Source organism: Actinoallomurus rhizosphaericola, from assembly GCF_024055675.1.
GTDB classification, from domain to species: Bacteria; Actinomycetota; Actinomycetes; order Streptosporangiales; family Streptosporangiaceae; genus Actinoallomurus; species Actinoallomurus soli.
Map to the genome: position 1 here is coordinate 73,578 of NZ_JAMXMW010000024.1, position 20,998 is coordinate 94,575.

The window sequence follows — 20,998 nt, forward strand, 5'->3', positions numbered from 1 at the left end:
ATCGCGGTCGCTGCACGTCACGGGGTGTCTTCCCGGGCCGGGGTGCCGTCGCATCCCTGCTCGCCGGGCACCTGGGGCTCCGCGAAACCCGTCTGGTCGATACGAAACGTGAGGGATCGACTGAGACCTGCTGAGGGCGGCCGACCCCGCCCGTCTGTCTCGAACTGAGAGTTGCTGACGAATGTTGTTGAGCGTGAAGCGGAGCACCCGGTGACTGATTCGACCATCATCTACACGCACACGGACGAGGCACCCGCCCTGGCGACGTATTCGTTCCTGCCTGTGATCCAGGCATACGCCTCGACCGCCGGCGTCACCGTGGAGACCCGTGACATCTCCCTGGCCGGGCGCATCATCGCCGCCTTCCCGGAGTACCTCACGGAGGACCAGCGCATCCCGGACGCGCTCGCCGAACTCGGCGAGCTGGTCGAGACCCCCGGCGCGAACGTCATCAAGCTGCCGAACATCTCGGCCTCGATCCCGCAGCTGAAGGCCGCGATCACCGAGCTGCGGGAGCAGGGCTACGCGCTGCCGGACTACCCGGACGACCCGAAGACCGAAGAGCAGCGTGACGTACGCGCCCGGTACGACCGGATCAAGGGCAGCGCGGTCAACCCGGTGCTGCGTCAGGGCAACTCCGACCGCCGGGCCCCCGCGTCGGTCAAGAACTACGCCAAGACCCACCCGCACCGCATGGGCGCCTGGACGCCGGAGTCGAGGACGAACGTCGCGCACATGACGGCCGACGACTTCCGCTCCACCGAGAAGTCCGCGGTGATCGCCGAGGCGGGCTCGCTGCGGATCGAGCTCGCGGGCGACGACGGCTCCACCACCGTCCTGCGCGAGTCGGTACCCGTCCTGGCGGGCGAGGTCGTCGACGCGTCCGTCATGCGCGTCGCGGCGCTGCGGGAGTTCCTCACCGCTCAGGTCGCGCGCGCCAAGGCCGAGGGCGTCCTGTTCTCGGTGCACCTGAAGGCCACGATGATGAAGGTCTCCGACCCGATCATCTTCGGCCACGTGGTCCGCGCCTTCTTCCCGGAGACGTTCGCCAAGTACGGCGAGGCGTTCGCGGCGGCCGGCCTCACGCCGAACGACGGCCTCGGCGGACTCTTCCGCGGCCTGGAGTCGCTGCCGGACGGCGAGGAGATCAAGGCGTCCTTCGACGCCGAGCTCGCCGCGGGCCCGGCCCTCGCGATGGTCGACTCGGACCGGGGGATCACCAACCTGCACGTCCCCAGCGACGTCATCGTGGACGCCTCGATGCCCGCGATGATCCGCACCTCCGGCCACATGTGGGGCCCGGACGGCCAGGAACACGACACGCTCGCCGTCATCCCGGACAGCAGTTACGCCGGTGTCTACCAGGTCGTCATCGACGACTGCCGGGCGAACGGCGCCTTCGACCCGTCGACGATGGGCTCGGTTCCGAACGTCGGCCTGATGGCGCAGCAGGCCGAGGAGTACGGCAGCCACGACAAGACCTTCGAGATCCCGACCACCGGTACGGTGCGGGTCCTCGACGAGGCCGGCGACGTCGTCCTCGAGCAGACGGTGGGCGCGGGCGACATCTTCCGCATGTGCCAGACCAAGGACGCCGCGATCAAGGACTGGGTGAAGCTCGCCGTCACCCGCGCCCGCGCGACCGGCGACCCGGCCGTGTTCTGGCTCGACCGGGACCGCGCGCACGACGCCTCCCTGATCGCCAAGGTCGAGCGGTACCTGCCCGAGCACGACACCACGGGCCTGCAGATCGAGATCAAGTCCCCGGTCGAGGCGACCGCCTTCTCCCTGGAGCGGATCCGCCGCGGCGAGAACACCATCTCCGTCACCGGCAACGTGCTGCGGGACTACCTGACCGACCTGTTCCCGATCCTGGAGCTGGGCACCAGCGCCAAGATGCTGTCGGTCGTGCCGCTCATCAACGGGGGCGGCCTGTTCGAGACGGGCGCCGGCGGCTCGGCGCCCAAGCACGTCCAGCAGCTCGTCAAGGAGAACTACCTGCGCTGGGACAGCCTCGGCGAGTTCCTCGCGCTCGCGGTCAGCTTCGAGCAGCTCGCGCAGACGACGGGCAACGCCCGCGCCCAGGTCCTCGCCGACACCCTCGACCGGGCCACGGAGACCTTCCTCAACGAGGACAAGTCCCCGACCCGCCGCCTGGGCGGCATCGACAACCGCGGCAGCCACTTCTACCTGGCCCTGTACTGGGCGCAGGAGCTGGCCAAGCAGACCGACGACACCGACCTGGCCAAGGCCTTCGTCCCGCTCGCCGAGACGCTGACCTCGCAGGAGAGCAAGATCGTCGACGAACTGCTCGCGGTTCAGGGCTCCCCGGCCGACATCGGCGGCTACTACAACCCCGACCCGGCCAAGGCCGCCGCCGTCATGCGCCCGTCGGCGACCTTCAACGAGGCCCTCGCGACGCTCGCCACGCCGTCCGCGTAAGGCCCCGGTGCCACCCGCGTGACGCCCACACCGGCGTCGCGCGCCCGCACCCAGGCCTGATCCCTCTCACCCCACGAAGGCCGTTCGCCACCCCGGCGGGCGGCCTTCGCCGTTATCGCGCAGGCACATCAAACGCAGAGTAAGGTTATGGTTGCCTAAAGTCACTGCATTTGGCGACTGGAGGTTGCACTCCTAGTGCAGACAAAGGTCTGCCCCGGGCGCGCGCCTTTCGGCGGGAGCGGATCCGGGGCTTATGGCACTGAGCTTACATCATCACTCCAGGTGCGTGGGAGATTACTCGGTTTCTGGGTGGGTCTCTTCGCCCGGCACTACGAGCACGTGTTCTGGTACAGCGGGCTGCGGGCGGCCGTGCCCGGATACCGAGCTCACCGGCGGGATCCTTTGTACCGCGAGCTCGATCGGCTCCGCACTCTTCGCAACCGGATCGCCCATCACAGGCCGATCTACCATCGCCACCTCGAGGCGGATTACGCGTCTGTGCTGCGGGTGCTCGGGTATCTCGGGAGCGACCTGGAGATGATGGTGGCGAAGCACAGTCGGGTGCCCGAGGTGTTGGCGCGGGGGCCGCGATAGGCGGTGCGGGCGGGGAACCGGGCGCGCGATAGCCTGGCCGCTGGAATATCTCGACGACGAGAGACCCGATCGGAGCTCCGCTCGGCGCTCGACACGGGCCTCGTACCAGCTGGAGACCACGATGACTCGCACTCCCGTCAATGTGACCGTCACCGGAGCGGCCGGCCAGATCGGCTACGCCCTGCTCTTCCGCATCGCCTCGGGGCAGCTGCTCGGCGCCGACGTACCCGTGCGCCTGCGCCTGCTGGAGATCCCGCAGGCCGTCAAGGCCGCCGAGGGCACCGCGATGGAGCTCGACGACGCCGCCTTCCCGCTGCTCGCGGGCATCGACGTCACCGACGACCTGAAGAAGGCCTTCGACGGGACCAACGTCGCGCTCCTGGTCGGCGCCCGCCCGCGTACGAAGGGCATGGAGCGCGGTGACCTCCTCGAGGCCAACGGCGGCATCTTCAAGCCGCAGGGCGAGGCGATCAACTCCGGCGCCGCCGACGACGTACGGGTCCTCGTGGTCGGCAACCCGGCCAACACCAACGCGCTGATCGCCAAGTCGCACGCGCCGGACGTCCCGGCCGACCGCTTCACCGCGATGACCCGCCTCGACCACAACCGCGCCATCGCGCAGCTGTCCAAGAAGGTCCAGGCGCCGGTCTCGGACATCAAGAAGATCGCCATCTGGGGCAACCACTCCGCGACGCAGTACCCCGACATCTTCCACGCCGAGATCGCCGGCCGGAACGCCGCCGAGGCCGTGAACGACGAGGCCTGGCTGCGCGAGACCTTCATCCCGACGGTCGCCAAGCGTGGCGCCGCCATCATCGAGGCCCGCGGCGCGTCCTCGGCGGCCTCGGCGGCCAGTGCGGCCATCGACCACGTCCACACCTGGGTCAACGGCACCGCCGAGGGCGACTGGACCTCCATGGCCGTCGTCTCCGACGGCTCCTACGGCGTGCCGGAGGGCCTGATCTCGTCCTTCCCGGTGGTGTGCAAGGACGGCAAGTGGGAGATCGTCCAGGGCCTGGAGATCAACGACTTCTCGCGCGAGCGCATCGACGCCTCGGTGCGCGAGCTGGAGGAGGAGCGCGACGCCGTCCGCAACCTCGGCCTGATCTGATCCCACGCCGTCGCTTCCCTGCGTGATCGAGTTGATGCGGAGCGTGACTTCTGTGACCCTTGCGTCCAGAGTCACCTCTTCGAGCACCATCACCATCCCGGCCGGCAGCGGCCGTATCCCCGTGCAAGTCCGTCTGGGTGGGCGTGCAGACGGAAACAAGGGAGCTTGGTGGAGACTCACCGCAGCCAGCGGTCGCCCTTCGGTTCATTTCAACCCCCCACCGAGGAGGCGGTAACACCGTGGGAATCATCGAGACCACGCAGGAACGGGTACGCGCGCTGGAGAGCCGCATGAACGATCACGATGCCGGTCACGTCCGGATCGAGCGGCGGCTCGACCGGCTGACGGCCGACATGGCGGAGGTCAAGAGCGACGTCGCCGTCCTCAAGACCGACGTCGCCGTCCTCAAGACGGATGTGTCGAAGCTCCAGACCGACATGGCGCAGGTCAAGGTCCGCGTCGAGGTCATTCCGGAGCTGATGGCCGGGCAGGTCGAGCTGCGGGAGATGGTCGCGAAGCTGCTCGCGCGGTCCGAGGCGGACCACCGCTCCTGACGCGGTCCCACCGAACGGCGGTGAAGGCCGCCGGGTCCCTGGGCGGGATCCGGCGGCCTTCCGCGTCAGTGCCTCAGGCGACCCGGCGGGCGCGCCAGGTCAGGTAGGCGGCGGTGAGCAGCGGGCCCGCGATCGCGATGATGAGGAACGGGGCGCCGAGCCAGCCGGGCAGGGCGGTGCCCGTGCACTGGCCGCCGCCGTGCCGGTGCCCGGCCGTGTCGTCCACGTACACGCACTCGCGGGTCGGGGCGAAGGCGACGAGCGCCACGGCCACGGCCAGCCCGCCGGGCCAGACCAGCAGGCCGGCCAGCTTGTCGCGCATCGACCAGCGGGACGAGCCGAGGAGCATCACCGCCCCGATCAGCCAGCCGACCACCGGGAGGAGCACCCCTCCGACGAGGAGTAGGAACACCGTTATCGCCTCATACCGCCGCATGCCCCCAAGGATGGCGGTGCGAGCGATCCCGGCGCGTCAGGACACGCGGTGCGCCCCGGCGGAGGGAACGGCGTCGATGAACCGGGGCGCCTCCCAGCCGCGGTCGGCGTACGCCTCGGTGACCGCCGTGCGCACCCGCTGTTCATGCTTCGACGGGACCAGCGCGATCACCGAGCCGCCGAAGCCCCCGCCGACCATCCGCGCCCCGCGCGCGCCCGCGCGTACGGCCTCCTCGACCGCCACGTCCGCCTCCGGCCAGGAGACCTCGAACTGGTCGCGCAGGGACAGGTGCGAGGCGGTCAGCAGCGCGCCGACCTCGGCGACGGCACCGGCGCGCAGCAGGCCCACGGCCGCCTGGACCCGGTGGTCGTCGGTGACGACGTGCTGGGTGCGGCGGCGCAGGACCGGGTCGTCGAGGGCCCGCAGCGCGGCGGCCAGGTCCTCGACGTCGCGCAGCGCCGGGACGCCGAGCAGCTGGGCGGCCTTCTCGCAGGCGGCACGGCGGGCGGCGTACCCGCCGTCGACGAGTTCGTGCTCGGCGCGCGTGTCGATGACCAGGAGGGACAGGCCGGTGAGGTCGAGCGGGACCTGGGCGGACAGCCCGCTGCGGCAGTCGAGCAGGAGGGCGTGATCCTCGGTGCACAGCAGCGAGGCGGACTGGTCCATGATGCCGCACGGCATTCCGACGAAGTCGTTTTCGGCGCGCTGGGCGATGCGGGCCAGTTCCGGCCGCGGCACCTCGATCCCGTACAGGTCGCACAGGGCCAGCGCGACGGCGCACTCGAGCGCCGCCGACGACGACAGGCCGGCGCCCTGGGGCAGGTCGGAGTCGATGAGCACGGACGCTCCGCCGACGTCGTACCCGGCCGTCCGGAGCGCCCAGGCCACCCCGGCGGCGTACGCGGCCCAGCCGGTGACCCGGCCGGGCTCGGCGTCGGTGACGCGTACGGCGTCCGGCGACTGCAGGGAGCGGAGTTCGAGGGCGCCGTCGTCGCGGCGGGCGGCCGTGACCGTGACGCCCTGGGCCAAGGCGAACGGCAGGACGAAGCCGTCGTTGTAGTCGGTGTGCTCGCCGATGAGGTTGACGCGGCCAGGGGCGCGCCAGGCACCTTCCGGCTCACGCCCGTAGCAGTCGCGGAAATCCATGATCACCATGCCTATCGTGTGGCCAGTGATCCTAGTCGCAGCCCACCGGGAAGAGGCCAGCCCGGTTCGTGCGGCGGGGCACGACGCGGTGGTCCGGTCGTCGCCGGGCACGGCCCGTACGGCCGGCGCGTTGATCCTTGCGAGAGGACGTCGCCGATCCGTGGAGTTCCCATGAAGCAGCGTTCGTCGCGCCGGAGTCTTCTCGGCGCCGTCCTGGCCCTTGGACTGTGCGCCTGCGGCTGTTCCGGGGGCTCCGGCGATCCGGCCGGTGGCGGGCCGATCACGTGGGCGAGTTTCAAGGAGCCGACCGGCACGCTCCGGAAGATCGTCGACGGCTGGAACTCCTCGCATCCCGGCGCGAAGGTCACCCTGGTCGACCTGCCGGAGGCGGCGGACGCCCAGCGCCGGCAGCTCGTCCAGAACGCCCAGATCAGGTCCACGGCGTTCGACGTCGTCACGCTGGACGCCGTCTGGACCGCCGAGTTCGCCGCGAACCGGTGGGTCGAGCCGCTCACCGGCCTGGACACCGGAGGGTTCCTCGCCCCGTCGCTCCGGACCGGGCAGTACCGCGGGAGGCTGTACGCCGCCCCCTGGCTCACCGGCGCCGGGCTGTTGTACTACCGCACCGACCTGCTGGCCAAGGCCGGCGTCTCCCGGCCGCCGCGGACCTGGCAGGAGCTCACCGACGACTGCGCCAAGGTGCGCAGGTCCGTGGACATCGGGTGCTACGCCGGGCAGTACGACGAGTACGAGGGCCTCACCGTCAACGTCACCGAGGCGATCGACAGCGCGGGCGGGCGCGTCCTGGACGCCTCCGGGCGGCCCGCGCTGAACACCCCGGAGGCCCTCGCCGGCCTGCGCTTCCTGACGGACGGCCTGCAGCGTGGCCTGATCCCCAAGGCCGCCCTGACGTACCAGGAGGAGAACGGCCGGCGCGCCTTCGAAGCCGGCGATCTGCTGTTCCACCGCAACTGGGGCTACGTCTACGCCCTCGCCGGCAGGACCGACGGTTCGAGCCGGGTCGCGGGCAGGTTCGCGGTCGCGCCGCTGCCCGGGCGCACCGGCCCCGGCGTCTCCACCCTCGGCGGGAACAACGTCGCGATCTCCGCGTACTCGAAGCACAAGAGGACGGCGCTGGAGTTCATCCGGTACGTCACCGGGGTCGAGGCCGAGAGGACCTTCGGGCTGGGCAGCGCCTACCCGATGTCCCGCGCCGCCCTGTACTCCGACCCCGCGATGGTGAAGGCGCAGCCGTACCTGCCGACGCTCGCCGTCTCCATCCGGAACGCCGTGCCGCGGCCGGAGGCCGTCCGCTACGGCGACGTCACGACCGCGATCCAGGAGGCGGCCTATACGGCCCTCCGGGGGCGGATCAGCCCCGAAGGGGCGCTGGCCCGTCTCCAGGCCGAGCTCGGCCCGCTGACCGCCGGGTGAGGGCGCTCCAGGGCGGCGTGCCGTCCGGCCCACCGCCGCGGGCGTCCCGAGCGGCCCCGCGGCGGCGTGCCTCGTGACCCGCCGCCGCGGAACGCCCGATCGTCTACCGGCGCGCGAACGCCCAGGCGTCCGTCACCATCGCCCGCAGGTCGCGTTCGGGCTTCCAGCCGAGCCGGTCGGAGATCTTGGCGGACGAGGCGATCAGCACGGCGGGGTCGCCGGGCCGCCGGGGGCTCTCCACCGCCGGGATCTCCTGCCCGGTGACCTCGCGGCACACGTCGATCACCTCGCGGACCGAGTAGCCCGATCCGCTGCCCAGGTTGAAGATCTCGTGCTCGCCCGGGGCGCAGGCGTCGAGGGCGAGCAGGTGCGCCTCGGCCAGGTCGACGACGTGGATGTAGTCGCGGACGCAGGTGCCGTCCTGGGTCGGATAGTCGGTGCCGAAGACCGCGACGGACTCGCGCTCGCCGAGCGGCACCTTGAGCACGTTCGGGATGATGTGCGTCTCGACCGTGTGCCGCTCGCCGTAGCGCCCGTACGCGCCCGCGACGTTGAAGTAGCGCAGGCTGACCGCGCCGAGGCCGTACATCCGGGCGTACTCGGCGAGCGTCGTGTCGATCGCCAGCTTCGAGGCGCCGTACGGGTTGGTGGGACGGGTCGGGTCGGTCTCCAGGATCGGCGTCCGCTCGGGCTCACCGTACGTCGCGGCGGTGGAGGAGAACACGATGCGCGGCGTCCCGTGGGTCCGCATCGCGTCGAGCAGGGCCAGCGACTCGCCGAGGTTCTTGTCCCAGTAGAGGCCGGGCTTCTCCACCGACTCGCCGACGAGGGACTTGGCCGCGAAGTGGAGCACGCCGTCGAATCCGGCGGCCAGCGTCTCGTGGGCCGCCTCCCGGAGGGTGCCCCGGACCAGCCGCGCGCCGTCCGCCACCGCGTCGGCGTGCCCGGTCGAGCAGTCGTCCAGCACGACGACCTCGTGCCCCGCCTCCAGCAGCCGGGCCGAGACGACGCTGCCGATGTAGCCGGCGCCCCCCGTGACGAGAAGTTTCATCGGACCTCCAACAGGCATGAACGGGTACGCTTTCAGCTCTAGTCTTCCGAACAACCCACCTGGACATGGACGACCCACATAGTCTTAGGCGTTTCTCATGAGAGAAACGCTGGTGAGCGCCGCGATCGTCCTCGCGCTCATTCTTGTCGAGGCCCTCTTCGTGGCCTCCGAGATCGCTCTTGTGTCGCTGCGCGACAGTCAGGTCCGCCGCATGGGCGAGACCGGCCGGCGCGGCACCGCGGTGGCGAGGCTCGTCAGCGACCCCAACCGCTTCCTCGCGGTGGTGCAGATCGGTGTCACGCTGACCGCGCTGCTGTCCTCCGCGTACGGCGCGATCACGCTGTCCGAGACCGCCAAGAAGGCCCTGATCCGCGAAGGCATGTCGGAGGGGCTGGCCGGGTTCATCGGCGTCGTCGGCGTCACCCTGATCATCTCCTACGTCACGCTGGTGGTCGGCGAGCTCGCGCCCAAGCGGCTCGGCCTGCAGCGGGCCGAGGGCACCGCGCTGATGGTGGCGCCGTTCCTCGACCGGATGGCGAAGGTGTCGCGGCCGGTCATCTGGCTGCTGTCGAAGTCGACCAACCTGATCGTGCGGCTGCTCGGCGGTGATCCGGAGACCTCCCGCGAGGCCATCACCGCCGAGGAGATCCGCTCGCTGGTGGCCGGCACGACGGAGATCGCCCCGGACGAGCGGAACCTCATCGAGGAGGTCTTCGACGCCGGGGAGCGGCAGCTGCGCGAGGTGCTGGTGCCGCGCACGGAGGTGGAGTTCCTCGACGCCTCGACGCCGCTGGCCAAGGCCGCCCGCACGACGACCGGCAGCCCGCACTCCCGCTACCCGGTCTACCGCGACTCCCACGACGACGTCATCGGGTTCGTGCACGTGCGCGACCTGCTGGATCCGCAGCTCGCGGGCCGGTCCACGCCGGTCGGCGAGCTGGTCAGGCCGGTCCTGTACCTCCCGGCCAGCAAGCGGGTCCTGGCCGCGCTGTCGGAGATGCGGCGCGAGGGTCACCACCTGGCGATCGTCGTCGACGAGTACGGCGGGACGGCGGGGATCGTCACCCTCGAGGACCTGGTCGAGGAGCTCATCGGGGAGATCCGGGACGAGTACGACGTCGAGGACGCCCACGCCCGCCGGCTGCACGGCGGGGCGCTGGAGGTCGACGGGCTGCTCAACCTCGACGCGTTCGCCGACGAGACCGGCCTGGAGCTGCCCGAAGGGCCGTACGAGACCGTCGCGGGTTATCTGATGGCCGTTCTCGGGCACCTGCCCCAGGTGGGGGAGAGTGCCGAGGTGAACGGCCATCGCCTCACCGTCAGCGAGGTGGACGGCCGGCGCGTGTCGCGGGTCCGCCTCAGTCCGCCGCCGACCCCACCGGCCGACGCCGACGAAGCCTGAGAGAATCCAGCTATGCCCATCGAGCCCAGCCCGTCCGCCCCGCGCCCGCGGGTCCTGTCCGGCATCCAGCCGACCGCCGACTCCTTCCACCTCGGCAACTACCTCGGCGCGCTCCGTCAGTGGGTCACCATGCAGGACACCCACGACGCGTTCTACTTCATCGCCGATCTGCACGCGATCACGGTGGAGACCGACCCGGAGACGTTGCGGCGGCGCACGCGGGTGGCGGCCGCGCAGCTGTTCGCGATCGGGCTGGACCCGGAGCGGAGCACGCTCTTCGTGCAGAGCCAGGTGCCGGAGCACGCGGAGCTGCAGTGGGTGATGTCCTGCATCACCGGGTTCGGCGAGGCCGGCCGGATGACGCAGTTCAAGGACAAGTCGGCCAAGCAGGGCGCGTCGGGCACCTCGGTGGGCCTGTTCACGTACCCGGTCCTGCAGGCCGCCGACATCCTGCTCTACCAGGCGGACCAGGTGCCGGTCGGCGAGGACCAGCGGCAGCACCTGGAGCTGACCCGGACGCTCGCGCAGCGGTTCAACCACCGGTTCGGCGAGACCTTCGTCGTCCCCGAGGCGTACATCCTGAAGGCCGCCGCGAAGATCACCGACCTGCAGGAGCCGACGGCGAAGATGAGCAAGTCCTCGTCCTCGCCTCAGGGCATCGTCGACCTGCTGGACGAGCCGGGCCCGCTGCGCAAGAAGATCATGCGGGCGGTCACGGACACCGGCACCGAGATCAAGGCCGACGAGGAGAACAAGCCGGGCATCACCAACCTCCTGCGGATCCACTCCGCGCTGTCCGGCACCTCCATCGAGGACCTCGAGCGCCACTTCGAGGGCCAGGGCTACGGCACGCTCAAGAAGGAGCTCGCCCAGATCGTCCTGGACACCTTCGAGCCGATCCGGGAGCGGACCGGCAAGCTGCTGGCCGACGAGGCCCAGCTGGACCGGATGCTCGCGGTCGGCGCCGACCGGGCCCGCGAGGTGGCCCGCGAGACGATGGAGACGGTCCGCGACCGGGTGGGGTTCCTGGGCCGTGCCTGACGCCGAGGAGCGAACGATCGGAGTGGCCGTCGCCGTTCCCGATCCGTACGGTCCCGAGCTGCAGAGCCGCCGCGCCTCGTTCGGCGATCCGCTCGCCTCGTCGATCCCGGCGCACATCACGCTCGTCCCGCCGACGCGGGTGCCGGCCCCGATGATCGAGGACATCGACCGGCATCTGCGTGGCGTGGCGCTGCGCGAACGCCCGTTCCACATCCACCTGCGGGGGACCGGCACGTTCCGCCCGGTCTCACCGGTCGTGTTCGTCGCGCTGGCCGAGGGCATCGGCGACTGCGAGCGCCTCGAGTACGAGGTCCGCCGCGGCCCGCTCGCGGTCGAGCGCGCCTTCCCGTACCACCCGCACGTGACCGTCGCCCACCACCTCCCGGACGACCTGCTCGATCAGGCGTTCAAGGAACTCGCCGCGTACGAGGCGGAGTTCCCCGTGGACGGCTTCTCGCTGTACGAGCACGGGCTGGACGGCGTGTGGCGGCCCCGGTGGCACTTCCCGTTCGGCGGCCGCGCATACCGTTCATGATTGCTTACTCCGGGTGAATCTTCTCGCCGGGCCGGGGTAGTCCCCCACCATGGCGCCGGTGATCAGTGGGGTGCAGCGGGGGGTCTCCTCCGTCGAGGAGCATTTCAAGGCCTTCCTGCGCGGGCTGCGGGCCCGCTGGAGGTGGTTCGACCACCTGGGCCGCGCCTACGACCGCTACCAGCGGTTCCGCGGCGACCGGATGGCCGCCGCCCTGACCTTCTACGGCTTCCTGTCCTTCTTCCCGCTGGTCGCCCTGGCGTTCGCGGTGATGGGGTACGCCGTGGCGATCAGCCCCGGCGCCCGCGACTACGTCACCAAGGCGATCTACCAGCTCCTGCCCGGCCTCGCCGACAAGCTCCCGGTCCAGCAGATCGCCGACGCCAAGGCCGGGGCCGGCGTGATCGCGCTGCTCGGTCTGGCCTGGAGCGGCCTGGGCTGGGTCGGCGTCTGGCGCGAGTCCCTGCGCACCATGTGGAAGGGCGACCCGGACTACGACGCCAACCCGGTGATCAAGAAGCTCTCGGACCTGGCCGTCCTGGTCGTCCTGGGCCTGACGCTGCTCGCGTCCGTCGCGCTGTCGGGCCTGGCCACCTCCGCCACCCACGCCGTCCTGCACCGGACCGGGCTGACCGACGTGCCGGGCGCCGGCACGGTGCTGCGGCTGGTGGCGATCGGCGTCGCCATCGCGGCGAACATCTTGATCTTCCTGGTGCTGTTCGCCCGCCTCTCGGGCACCCGCGCGCCCTGGCGGCGGCTGCTGCGCGGCTGCCTGTTCGGCGCCGTGGGCTTCGAGGCGCTGAAGCTGCTCGGCACGTTCCTCATCGGGCACGTCATGCGCAATCCGCTGTACGCGTCGTTCGCGGTGATCGTCGGGCTGCTCATCTGGATCAACGTGGTGTCGCGGTTCATCCTGTTCACCGCGGCGTGGACCGCCACCCGCCGGGTGGTGCTGAACGTGGACGAGGAACCACCGGCCCAGCCGCAGAAGGCCTGAATCACTCGACTCACCTCAGATCAGGACGACGCCTCCTCGTCGCCGGCCTGACGGTCGGTGCCAACGGCGCCCTCGCCGTCACGCCCGGTGCCGTCGCCGTCGGGCCCGGCGTCCTCGTCGTCCCGGCCGCGCCGCACCGGGTTCGGGGCGGTCTCCTGGGCGGACGGGCCGTTCGCGCCGGAGGACGACGGGGCGCCCGCGACCTTGACATCTCCCGGGTGCCGCAGCCCGGAGGCTCCGCCGGGCCCGTCCGCCGTCCCGGACGCGGCGCCGGACGGCGGCCCTTCCGGGTCGAAGGCGCGGACGTTGTGACCGCCGGCGGGCGATGGCGCGGCCGCGGCGAGCGCCGCCCGCCGCCGGCGGCGCAGGCCGATCCCGAGCCCGGTGACGATCGCCAGCAGGACCAGGCCGCCGCCGCCCGCCGCGCCCAGCTTGGCCCAGTCGGGGCCGTCGGCCGGGGAGACGCGGACCGCGAGGGGCTTCTTCGTCGTCGCCGGCGCCGGAGGCCTCTTCGGCTGCGGCGGCGGGATCGGGTCGACGAGGGTCCCGACCGCGCCCGCCTTCGCGCGCTCGGCGAAGCCCCAGTCGAGCAGGGAGCGGGCGTCGTCCCAGAAGTCGGACTGGGCGTGCATCAGCGCGATGATGATGGTGTGGCCGTCGCGGGTGGCGGCGCCGACGAAGCTACCGAGCGCGTGGCTGGTCCAGCCGTTCTTCCCGCCGATCATCCCCTTGTAGGGCCTGCTGCCGATCAGCAGGTGGTCGTGCGTGCCGATCTCGTAGCCGCCGGTCTTCTCGCCCTTCTCACGCTCCTTCTTGTCCGGCGGGGCCGGCCAGTGGTACAGCGTCGCGCCGACGTACTTGCGGAAGTCGGGCAGCTTCAGGCCCTGCTTCATGATCAGTGCGAGGTCGTACGCGGAGCTGTGCTGCTGGGCGAGCGTGAGCGGCGGGTCGTCGTCGAGGCCGTTGGGCGTACGGGCGACCGTGTCGAGGGCCTGGATGCGGTGGGCCTCGGCGTTCATCTGGTCGAGGGACGGCTGGAGCCCGCCGTTCGCCTCGCACAGGGCGATGGCGGTGTCGTTGCCCGACTGCATCAGCAGGCCGTGGAACAGGTCGCGCACGGTGTAGGTCCACTTGGTGTCCATGCCGACCGCCGACCCGGACGCGTTGACCGCGTTCGGTGAGGGCTTCATCTTCTTGGCCGGGTCCAGGCGCGGAATGAGCGTGATCGCCGTGAGCGTCTTCAGCGTGCTGGCCGGCCGGTATTCACCGTGCGGGTCCTTCGCCGCCAGGATCCGCCCGGTCTCCAGGTCGGCGATGACGTACGAGGACGCCTGAATGTGGGGCGGCGCGGACACCCCCGCCGAGTGGTCCCAGATGTAACCGTGCCCGCTCAGCTCGGGCCCGCCGACGACCGTGTCGGCTCGGGCCGGCACGGCGAACAGCGCCGGCGCGACAACACCAGAAAGAGTGATGCAAGCGATCAAAGTTCGCATGGCGGCCCAACGGTAGACGGCGGTACGGGAGCGACACAGCGGGTGTACCCCCAATAATGCGGCCTGCGGGAGTCCGCTCGCTGTTTTGAGACGCCTTGCCGGATTTGAAAAGTTCGGGTGGCTGATGCTGGCCAAGAATTGGGGCGGTGATCCCGCCCGATCTACCGGATTCCCTGCCATCCACGGAAGGACGTCCGAGGTGTGAAGTAGGCCACCTTGTGGCCGCCAGGTAACGGGGAGACGATCGGTCGTACGATCGCACCAGGGCGACGGTGAGTCGCGCAGCCCGCGCCGCCGAGAGCGTTTCCTCAGGTCGGCGGCCTTGATTGGAAAGGTGATGGACGGTATGCGTTCGGAGTCAGGGCTGCCGATCGAACCCGTCTACGGGCCCGGGGCGCTGGAGGGGTTCGACGCCGCGGAGCGCCTGGGCGAGCCGGGCGCGTTCCCGTTCACGCGCGGGGTCTACCCCACGATGTACACCCGGCGGCCGTGGACGATGCGGCAGTACGCCGGGTTCGGCACCGCCGCCGAGTCGAACCGGCGCTACCACCAGCTGATCGAGGCCGGCACCGCGGGCCTGTCGGTGGCGTTCGACCTGCCCACCCAGATGGGGTACGACTCCGACGCGGATCTCGCCCGCGGTGAGGTCGGCAAGGTCGGCGTCGCGATCGACTCGATCGAGGACATGCGGGTGCTGTTCGACGGCATCCCGCTGGGCGAGGTCTCGACGTCCATGACGATCAACGCGCCGGCGGCCGTGCTCCTGCTCCTCTACCAGCTCGTCGCCGAGGAGCAGGGCGTCTCCGCCGACCGCCTCACCGGGACGATCCAGAACGACATCCTCAAGGAGTACATCGCGCGGGGCACCTACATCTTCCCGCCGAAGCCCAGCCTGCGGCTCGTCGCCGACACGTTCCGGTACTGCCGGACCGAGATCCCCAAGTGGAACACGATCTCGATCTCCGGCTACCACATGGCCGAGGCCGGGGCCACGCCCGTACAGGAGATCGCGTTCACCCTCGCCAACGCCAAGGAGTACGTCCGGGCGGCCGTCGAGTCGGGCCTGGACGTCGACGCGTTCGCCCCGCGCCTGTCGTTCTTCTTCGTCGCCCGCACCACGCTGCTGGAGGAGGTCGCGAAGTTCCGCGCGGCCCGCCGGATCTGGGCGCACATCATGCGCGACGAGTTCGGCGCGAAGAACCCCAAGTCCCAGATGCTGCGGTTCCACACCCAGACCGCAGGCGTCCAGCTCACCGCCCAGCAGCCCGAGGTCAACCTCGTCCGCGTCGCGATCCAGGCGCTCGGCGCGGTCATGGGCGGCACGCAGTCGCTGCACACCAACTCCTACGACGAGGCGATCGCGCTGCCCACCGAGAAGGCCGCGCGCCTCGCGCTGCGCACCCAGCAGGTCATCGCGAACGAGTCCGACCTGACCCGCACGGTGGACCCGTTCGCCGGGTCGTACGCCGTCGAGTCGATGACCGACGACATCGAGGAGGCCGCCCGCGCCCTCATCGACCAGGTCGAGGAGCTGGGCGGCGCGGTGAACGCCATCGAGAAGGGCTTCCAGAAGGCCGAGATCGAGCGGTCGGCCTACCGCACGGCGCTGGAGATCGACGGCGGGGAGCGGGTCGTGGTCGGCGTCAACAAGTTCCGTACCGAGGACGAGGAGCCGTACGAGCCGCTGCGCGTCGACCCGGCCATCGGCGAGGCCCAGGCCGAGCGGCTCGCGCGGCTGCGCGCCGAGCGGGACAACGACGAGGTCCGCCGGCGCCTCGACGATCTGCGTCACCTCGCGGAGAAGGAAGGTGAGCAGGCGTCCGCCGGCGACGTCTCGGCGGGGGACGGCAACCTGCTGTACCCCCTCAAGGAGGCGCTGCGGGCCCGGGCCACGGTCGGCGAGGTCTGCGACGCGCTGCGCGACGTCTGGGGCGTCTACGTCCCCGCCGACGCGTACTGACCGTTCACACCGAACGTTCAGCGCCACCACCCCCCAGGAGCAGAGGATGCACGCGATGAGCGACGAGTGGCGGGCGAACATCGACGCCCTGGAACAGACGGCCCATTCCATGATCGCGCTGGGCGGGGAGCTCGACGCGGCGGACTGGGCTCGGCCGACCGAGTGCCCGGGCTGGTCGGTTCAGGACCAGTACGCGCATATCCTGGGGATCGAGCGCTGGCTGCTCGGCGAGGCTCCCGACGGTGAGCCGCGTACGGTGGCCAACACCGCCCTCGACGTGGAGGCCTTCCGCTCCTGGCCGCCGGACAAGGTCGTCGGCGAGCTGCGCGGGGTGATCGAGCGGCGTGTCGCGTCGCTGCGATCCGGCGCCGTGGACCTGGCCCAGGTCGTCACCACGCCCTTCGGCCGGGACATGCCGTACGGCGACTTCATGGCGCATCGGGCGTTCGACGTGTGGATGCACGAGCAGGACGTACGCCGCGCGACGGGGCGTCCGGGCAACCTCGACGGTCCCGCCGCCGAGGTGAGCGCGCGGATCCTCGGGGGTCTGCTGCCGCTCATCGTCGGCAAGCGGGCGCGGCCCGAGCCGGGCCAGTCGGTGGTGGTCGAGACCCCGGGGCGCTGCTGGTGCGTCGAGATGGGCGCCGACCGCCGGGGCCGCCTCGCCGAGGAGCCGCGGGAGCCGACCGTACGGTTGCGCATGGGCTGGGAGACGTTCTTCCGGCTCGGCGGCGGCCGCGTGGACCCGGCGGACGCCGAGGTGCAGATCACCGGAGACGGTGACCTGGCCGGGCGGGTGCTCGCGGGCATGGCCGTAACGCCCTGAGCGGACGTCCGGACCGGTGACGCATGATCCTTCTGGTCATTACTGAGGATTGCTCATAGCCGGATCGGATGGTGCCGGTCGCCCGGGGGGTGCCCCAGAAGAGTCAACCGTGCATCGTGGGGCAAAGACCTCCCGAGACGGCAGGCGGTCGGCGGCATGATGGGCATCGGATCGGGGCGGTTTCGGTGCTCACCCTCGGCACCTGACGTGCTGGCCGAATTACGCCACACGGGCGGCGTTAACCTGCAAGGATTGAGGGACGGAGGTTGGCCGTGGCCATCGCGTTCAACGCCTCACGGGGTGCCACGCTCGGCATCGAGTGGGAGCTTCAGCTCGTCGACGACCAGACGCGGCGCCTCCGCCAGGACGCCGGACAGGTGCTGGGGGCGCTGCCCGGGCTCAGCGAGGCCGAGCGCAACCCCAAGATCCGCCATGAGCTCATGGAGTCGACCGTGGAGATCGTCACAGACGTGTGCCACACGGTCTCCGAGGCGCGCGCCGACCTGGCCGCCACGATCGCCGAGCTCCGTTCCGTCGCCGAGCCGCGGGGCATCGGACTCGCCTGCACCGGCACGCATCCGATCAGCGACTGGCGGGACGCGGAGCTCGCGCCGATCCAGCGCTACGCCGAGCTCGTCGAGCAGTACCAGTGGCTCGCCCGGCGCATCCAGACGTACGGCGTGCACGTTCACGTCGGCATCCGCTCCGGCGACAAGGCCATTCCGATCGTCAACGCCCTGTCCGCCTACCTGCCGCACTTCCTCGCGCTCACCGCATCGAGCCCCTACTGGTGCGGCCACGACACGGGCCTGGCCTCCAGCCGGGCGATCGTCTTCGGTTCGCTGCCCACCGCGGGGCCGCCGCACCTGCTCGCGAACTGGGCGGAGTTCGAGGCGTACATGGAGACGCTGCTGCGCGCCCAGGCGATCAGAAGCATCAAAGAGGTCTGGTGGGACATCCGGCCGCACCCGGATTTCGGAACGATCGAAATTCGGATGTTCGATGGCATTCCAACCCTTCGCGAGGTCGGAATGGCCGCGGCACTCTGTCAATCCCTCGTCGAACTCTTCGATCACCAGCTTGATCGCGGCTACACTTTGCCCAGCCCAGCCGCATGGGTCGTACGCGACAACAAATGGCGCGCGACCCGTTACGGCCTGGACGCCATCGTGATCACCGACGATCAGGGAACCACCGCTCCGCTCCGCGACGAGCTCTACGAACTGGTCCGGGAGCTGGAGCCGATAGCGGACCGGCTCGGCTGCGCCGAAGATCTGAAGGTGCTCTCCGACGTCCTCGACCAGGGCGCTTCGTATGAGCGGCAACGCGCCATCGTCGCCGATGGCGGCAGCCTTGAGGACGTCGTTACCGCGGCTCTCACGGAATGCCGGGAGGACCGGTTCGTCAATCCACGGGAGGTGACACATGCGGGGGCCTGAACTCCCCGGTAATGAGCCAGCGGGAGGAGGGCTGAGACCGCAACTCGACTCGTTCCTCGCCGAGAACGAGAACGATCTCATTGCCTTCCGCCGGGATCTGCACATGCATCCGGAGCTCGGCTTCGCCGAACACCGCACGACGGCTCGCCTGATCGAGGCGCTCACCGCCGCCGGGCTGCGGCCGAAGCGGCTGCCCAAGGGCACCGGCGTGGTGTGCGAGGTCGGCAACGGAGACGGGCCGGTCGTCGGCCTGCGCGCGGACATCGACGCCCTTCCGCTGACCGACGAGAAGGACGTCCCCTACCGCTCCACGGTGCCGGGCGTCTGCCACGCGTGCGGCCACGACGTGCACACGACCATCCTGCTCGGGGTCGGCCGGTTCTTCGCGCGGCAGGCCGCCGCCGGCCTGATCCCCGGCAAGGTGCGGCTGATCTTCCAGCCGGCCGAGGAGACGCCGGGCGGCGCCCTGGACGTCCTGGCCGCCGGTGGCATCGCCGGAGTCGACCGCGTCTTCGCCCTGCACTGCGACCCCCGCCTGGAGGTCGGGCGGCTCGGCCTGCGCGTCGGCCCGATCACCGCGGCCTGCGACAAGGTGAACGTCCGGGTCGCCGGTCCGGGCGGCCACACCGCGCGCCCCCACCTGACCGCCGACCTGGTGTACGCCCTGGCCAAGATCGTCACGGAGCTGCCGGCCGCGCTGTCCCGGCGCGTCGACCCGCGCTCCAGCCTGAGCCTCGTGTGGGGCCGGGTGTCGGCCGGTTCGGTGGCCAACGCGATCCCCGACGACGGCATCGCCCAGGGCACCGTGCGCTGCCTCGACGACGAGGCGTGGCACTCCGCGCCCGAGCTGATGAAGACCCTGCTCGACTCGGTGGCCAGCGCGTACGACGTGAAGGCCGAGCTGGACTACGTCCGCGGCGTGCCCCCGACCGTCAACGAGCGGACGAGCGTCGAGATGTTCCGCACCGCCGTCGAAGCGGTGATCGGCGAGGACGGCGCGGCGGGCACTCCGCAGAGCCTCGGCGGTGAGGACTTCGGCTGGTACCTCGAGTCGATCCCCGGCGCGCTGGCCCGGCTCGGCGTCGCGGCCCCCGGCATGGCCGGAGCGTACGACCTGCACCGCGGCACCTTCGACGTGGACGAGCGGAGCATCGGCGTCGGCGTCCGGATCATGGTCGCCACCGCCCTGACCGCCCTGTGGGAGGACCGGCGCGCGGGCGCCGCCGAACCCATCGGAGAGCCCGCCGCCTGACGAACACGCCCGGGTCGGCCCCGACGACTCTCGGTCGCCGCCCGGGCGCTCCACTGCACGTGTGGTGGTCTGACCTGTGACGACGCGCTTTCGCCTTGATAACGGACGCGTTGCGACACGGTAGCTTTGGCGCGTTCCGCCGCCGGCTCCGACTATCGTCCGAGAGATTCGTGCCAAGAGCACATTTCGGGCGGGGTCTAATTGGAGGAGCTACCTTGCGCCGTGCAGTGAAGATGACCGCCGTCGCGGCGAGCGCGGTGCTTGCACTCAGCGCCGCGGGTTGCGGCGGCAAGAAGGCCAGCACCGGTGGCGGTGGCGGCGGTGACGGCAAGAAGATCGTCAAGGTCGGTCTCGCGTACGACGTGGGCGGCCGTGGCGACAAGTCGTTCAACGACGCCGCGTACGCCGGCCTGCAGAAGGTCCAGAGCGACCTGAAGCTCGACGTCAAGGACATCGAGGCCAAGGAAGGCGAGAGCGACAACGACAAGATCCAGCGGCTGCAGCTGCTGGCCCAGTCGGGGTACAACCCGGTCATCGCCGTCGGCTTCGCGTACGCGGGCGCGCTGGGCAAGGTCGCGCCGAAGTTCCCGAACACCAAGTTCGCCATCATCGACGACAACTCGGTCCAGCAGCCGAACGTCGCGGATCTGCTGTTCGCCGAGAACGAGGGCTCCTACCTCGTGGGCGCGGCGGCGGCCAAGAAGTCCAAGACCGGTCACATCGGCTTCATCGGCGGCGTGGCGACCCCGCTGATCAAGAAGTTCGAGCTCGGGTACGTCGCGGGCGCCAAGAAGGTCAACCCGAACATCAAGGTCGACAGCAAGTACATCTCCCAGCCGCCGGACTTCGGTGGCTTCAAGGACCCGGCCAAGGGCAAGACGATCGCCCAGGGCATGTACGACCAGGGCGCCGACGTCGTCTACACGGCGGCGGGCCTGTCCGGCACCGGCTCGCTGCAGGCGGCCGCGGCGGCCAAGAAGTGGTTCATCGGCGTCGACTCCGACCAGTACCTGACGGCGTCCGCCGACGAGAAGCCGTACGTGCTGACCTCGATGCTCAAGCGCGTGGACAACGCGGTGTTCAACTTCGTCAAGGGCGTCGGCGCGGGCCAGTTCACCAAGGGCGACCAGCGGTTCACCCTCAAGAACGACGGCGTCGACTACTCCAAGTCGAACCCGACGGCGCTGGGCGACCTGCCGTCGACCCTCGATGACCTGAAGCAGCAGATCATCTCCGGAAAGATCACGCCGCCCGAGAAGTGACGGCGGTAAGGGCTCGGGCCCGGGTG

General features: G+C 70.6%; 17 protein-coding genes. 13 read left to right on the top strand and 4 right to left on the bottom strand.

Annotated features, from left to right (window positions below):
* Positions 1-210: 210 nt before the first annotated feature.
* The 3 genes from NE234_RS38030 to NE234_RS38040 all read left to right on the top strand — a co-directional run bounded on the left by NE234_RS38030 (position 211) and on the right by NE234_RS38040 (position 4,701).
* Positions 211-2,442, top strand: coding sequence for an NADP-dependent isocitrate dehydrogenase (locus tag NE234_RS38030; RefSeq protein WP_252785816.1), 2,232 nt, complete (start codon positions 211-213; stop codon positions 2,440-2,442).
* Positions 2,443-3,157: 715 nt separating this feature from the next.
* Positions 3,158-4,147 carry a malate dehydrogenase gene (locus NE234_RS38035; protein WP_252785817.1) on the top strand — a complete coding sequence of 330 codons (990 nt, stop codon included), beginning with the start codon at positions 3,158-3,160 and terminating at the stop codon, positions 4,145-4,147.
* A gap of 239 nt (positions 4,148-4,386) precedes the next feature.
* Positions 4,387-4,701 carry a hypothetical protein gene (locus NE234_RS38040; RefSeq protein WP_252785818.1) on the top strand — a complete coding sequence of 105 codons (315 nt, stop codon included), beginning with the start codon at positions 4,387-4,389 and terminating at the stop codon, positions 4,699-4,701.
* Between the two features lie 73 nt (positions 4,702-4,774).
* Here the strand turns inward: NE234_RS38040 and NE234_RS38045 are convergent, their stop codons facing one another.
* Both NE234_RS38045 and galK read right to left on the bottom strand, forming a co-directional pair.
* Positions 4,775-5,137, bottom strand: a complete 363-nt coding sequence (locus tag NE234_RS38045; protein WP_252785819.1) for a hypothetical protein — start codon at positions 5,135-5,137, stop codon at positions 4,775-4,777.
* Between the two features lie 36 nt (positions 5,138-5,173).
* The gene (gene galK / locus NE234_RS38050; RefSeq protein ID WP_252785820.1) at positions 5,174-6,292 is read right to left on the bottom strand and encodes a galactokinase; all 1,119 of its coding nucleotides are present in this window, start codon (positions 6,290-6,292) and stop codon (positions 5,174-5,176) included.
* A 162-nt stretch (positions 6,293-6,454) separates the two neighbouring features.
* Here galK and NE234_RS38055 point away from each other — a divergent pair, with 162 nt between their 5' ends.
* Positions 6,455-7,717 (top strand): ABC transporter substrate-binding protein, encoded by a 1,263-nt coding sequence (locus tag NE234_RS38055; protein WP_252785821.1) that lies wholly within the window; start codon positions 6,455-6,457, stop codon positions 7,715-7,717.
* Between the two features lie 103 nt (positions 7,718-7,820).
* Here the strand turns inward: NE234_RS38055 and galE are convergent, their stop codons facing one another.
* Entirely contained in the window at positions 7,821-8,768 is a 948-nt protein-coding gene (gene galE, locus NE234_RS38060; protein WP_252785822.1) for a UDP-glucose 4-epimerase GalE, read from the bottom strand.
* A 97-nt stretch (positions 8,769-8,865) separates the two neighbouring features.
* Between galE and NE234_RS38065 the strand changes: the two genes are divergently transcribed.
* Genes NE234_RS38065 through NE234_RS38080 form a run of 4 tightly spaced genes read left to right on the top strand, consistent with a single transcriptional unit; the run spans position 8,866 to position 12,740 of the window.
* Positions 8,866-10,170: a hemolysin family protein gene (locus tag NE234_RS38065; protein ID WP_252785823.1), complete on the top strand. Its 1,305-nt coding sequence runs from the start codon at positions 8,866-8,868 to the stop codon at positions 10,168-10,170.
* Positions 10,171-10,182: 12 nt separating this feature from the next.
* A complete protein-coding gene (gene trpS / locus NE234_RS38070) occupies positions 10,183-11,211 on the top strand; it encodes a tryptophan--tRNA ligase (protein WP_252785824.1) in 1,029 nt (342 codons plus the stop codon).
* The gene (locus NE234_RS38075; protein ID WP_252785825.1) at positions 11,204-11,746 is read left to right on the top strand and encodes a 2'-5' RNA ligase family protein; all 543 of its coding nucleotides are present in this window, start codon (positions 11,204-11,206) and stop codon (positions 11,744-11,746) included. Before trpS ends, NE234_RS38075 begins: the two co-directional genes overlap by 8 nt.
* A gap of 58 nt (positions 11,747-11,804) precedes the next feature.
* Positions 11,805-12,740: a YihY/virulence factor BrkB family protein gene (locus NE234_RS38080; RefSeq protein WP_252785826.1), complete on the top strand. Its 936-nt coding sequence runs from the start codon at positions 11,805-11,807 to the stop codon at positions 12,738-12,740.
* A gap of 20 nt (positions 12,741-12,760) precedes the next feature.
* Here NE234_RS38080 and NE234_RS38085 read toward each other — a convergent pair whose 3' ends face one another.
* Positions 12,761-14,233, bottom strand: coding sequence for a D-alanyl-D-alanine carboxypeptidase family protein (locus NE234_RS38085; RefSeq protein ID WP_252785827.1), 1,473 nt, complete (start codon positions 14,231-14,233; stop codon positions 12,761-12,763).
* A gap of 346 nt (positions 14,234-14,579) precedes the next feature.
* On the opposite strand from NE234_RS38085, the gene NE234_RS38090 reads away from it, so the two are divergent.
* From NE234_RS38090 to NE234_RS38110, 5 genes are all read left to right on the top strand, one after another.
* Entirely contained in the window at positions 14,580-16,193 is a 1,614-nt protein-coding gene (locus NE234_RS38090; RefSeq protein ID WP_252785828.1) for an acyl-CoA mutase large subunit family protein, read from the top strand.
* Between the two features lie 55 nt (positions 16,194-16,248).
* Positions 16,249-17,019 (top strand): maleylpyruvate isomerase family mycothiol-dependent enzyme, encoded by a 771-nt coding sequence (locus tag NE234_RS38095; RefSeq protein WP_252785829.1) that lies wholly within the window; start codon positions 16,249-16,251, stop codon positions 17,017-17,019.
* 272 nt (positions 17,020-17,291) lie between these two features.
* Complete coding sequence (locus NE234_RS38100; RefSeq protein ID WP_252785830.1) at positions 17,292-18,458, top strand: glutamate--cysteine ligase; 1,167 nt, start codon at positions 17,292-17,294, stop codon at positions 18,456-18,458.
* Entirely contained in the window at positions 18,445-19,710 is a 1,266-nt protein-coding gene (locus NE234_RS38105) for an amidohydrolase (RefSeq protein WP_252785831.1), read from the top strand. The genes NE234_RS38100 and NE234_RS38105 overlap by 14 nt, the downstream gene beginning before the upstream one ends.
* Positions 19,711-19,925: 215 nt before the next feature.
* Positions 19,926-20,972 (top strand): BMP family lipoprotein, encoded by a 1,047-nt coding sequence (locus tag NE234_RS38110; RefSeq protein ID WP_252785832.1) that lies wholly within the window; start codon positions 19,926-19,928, stop codon positions 20,970-20,972.
* The last annotated feature ends 26 nt before the right edge of the window (positions 20,973-20,998 follow it).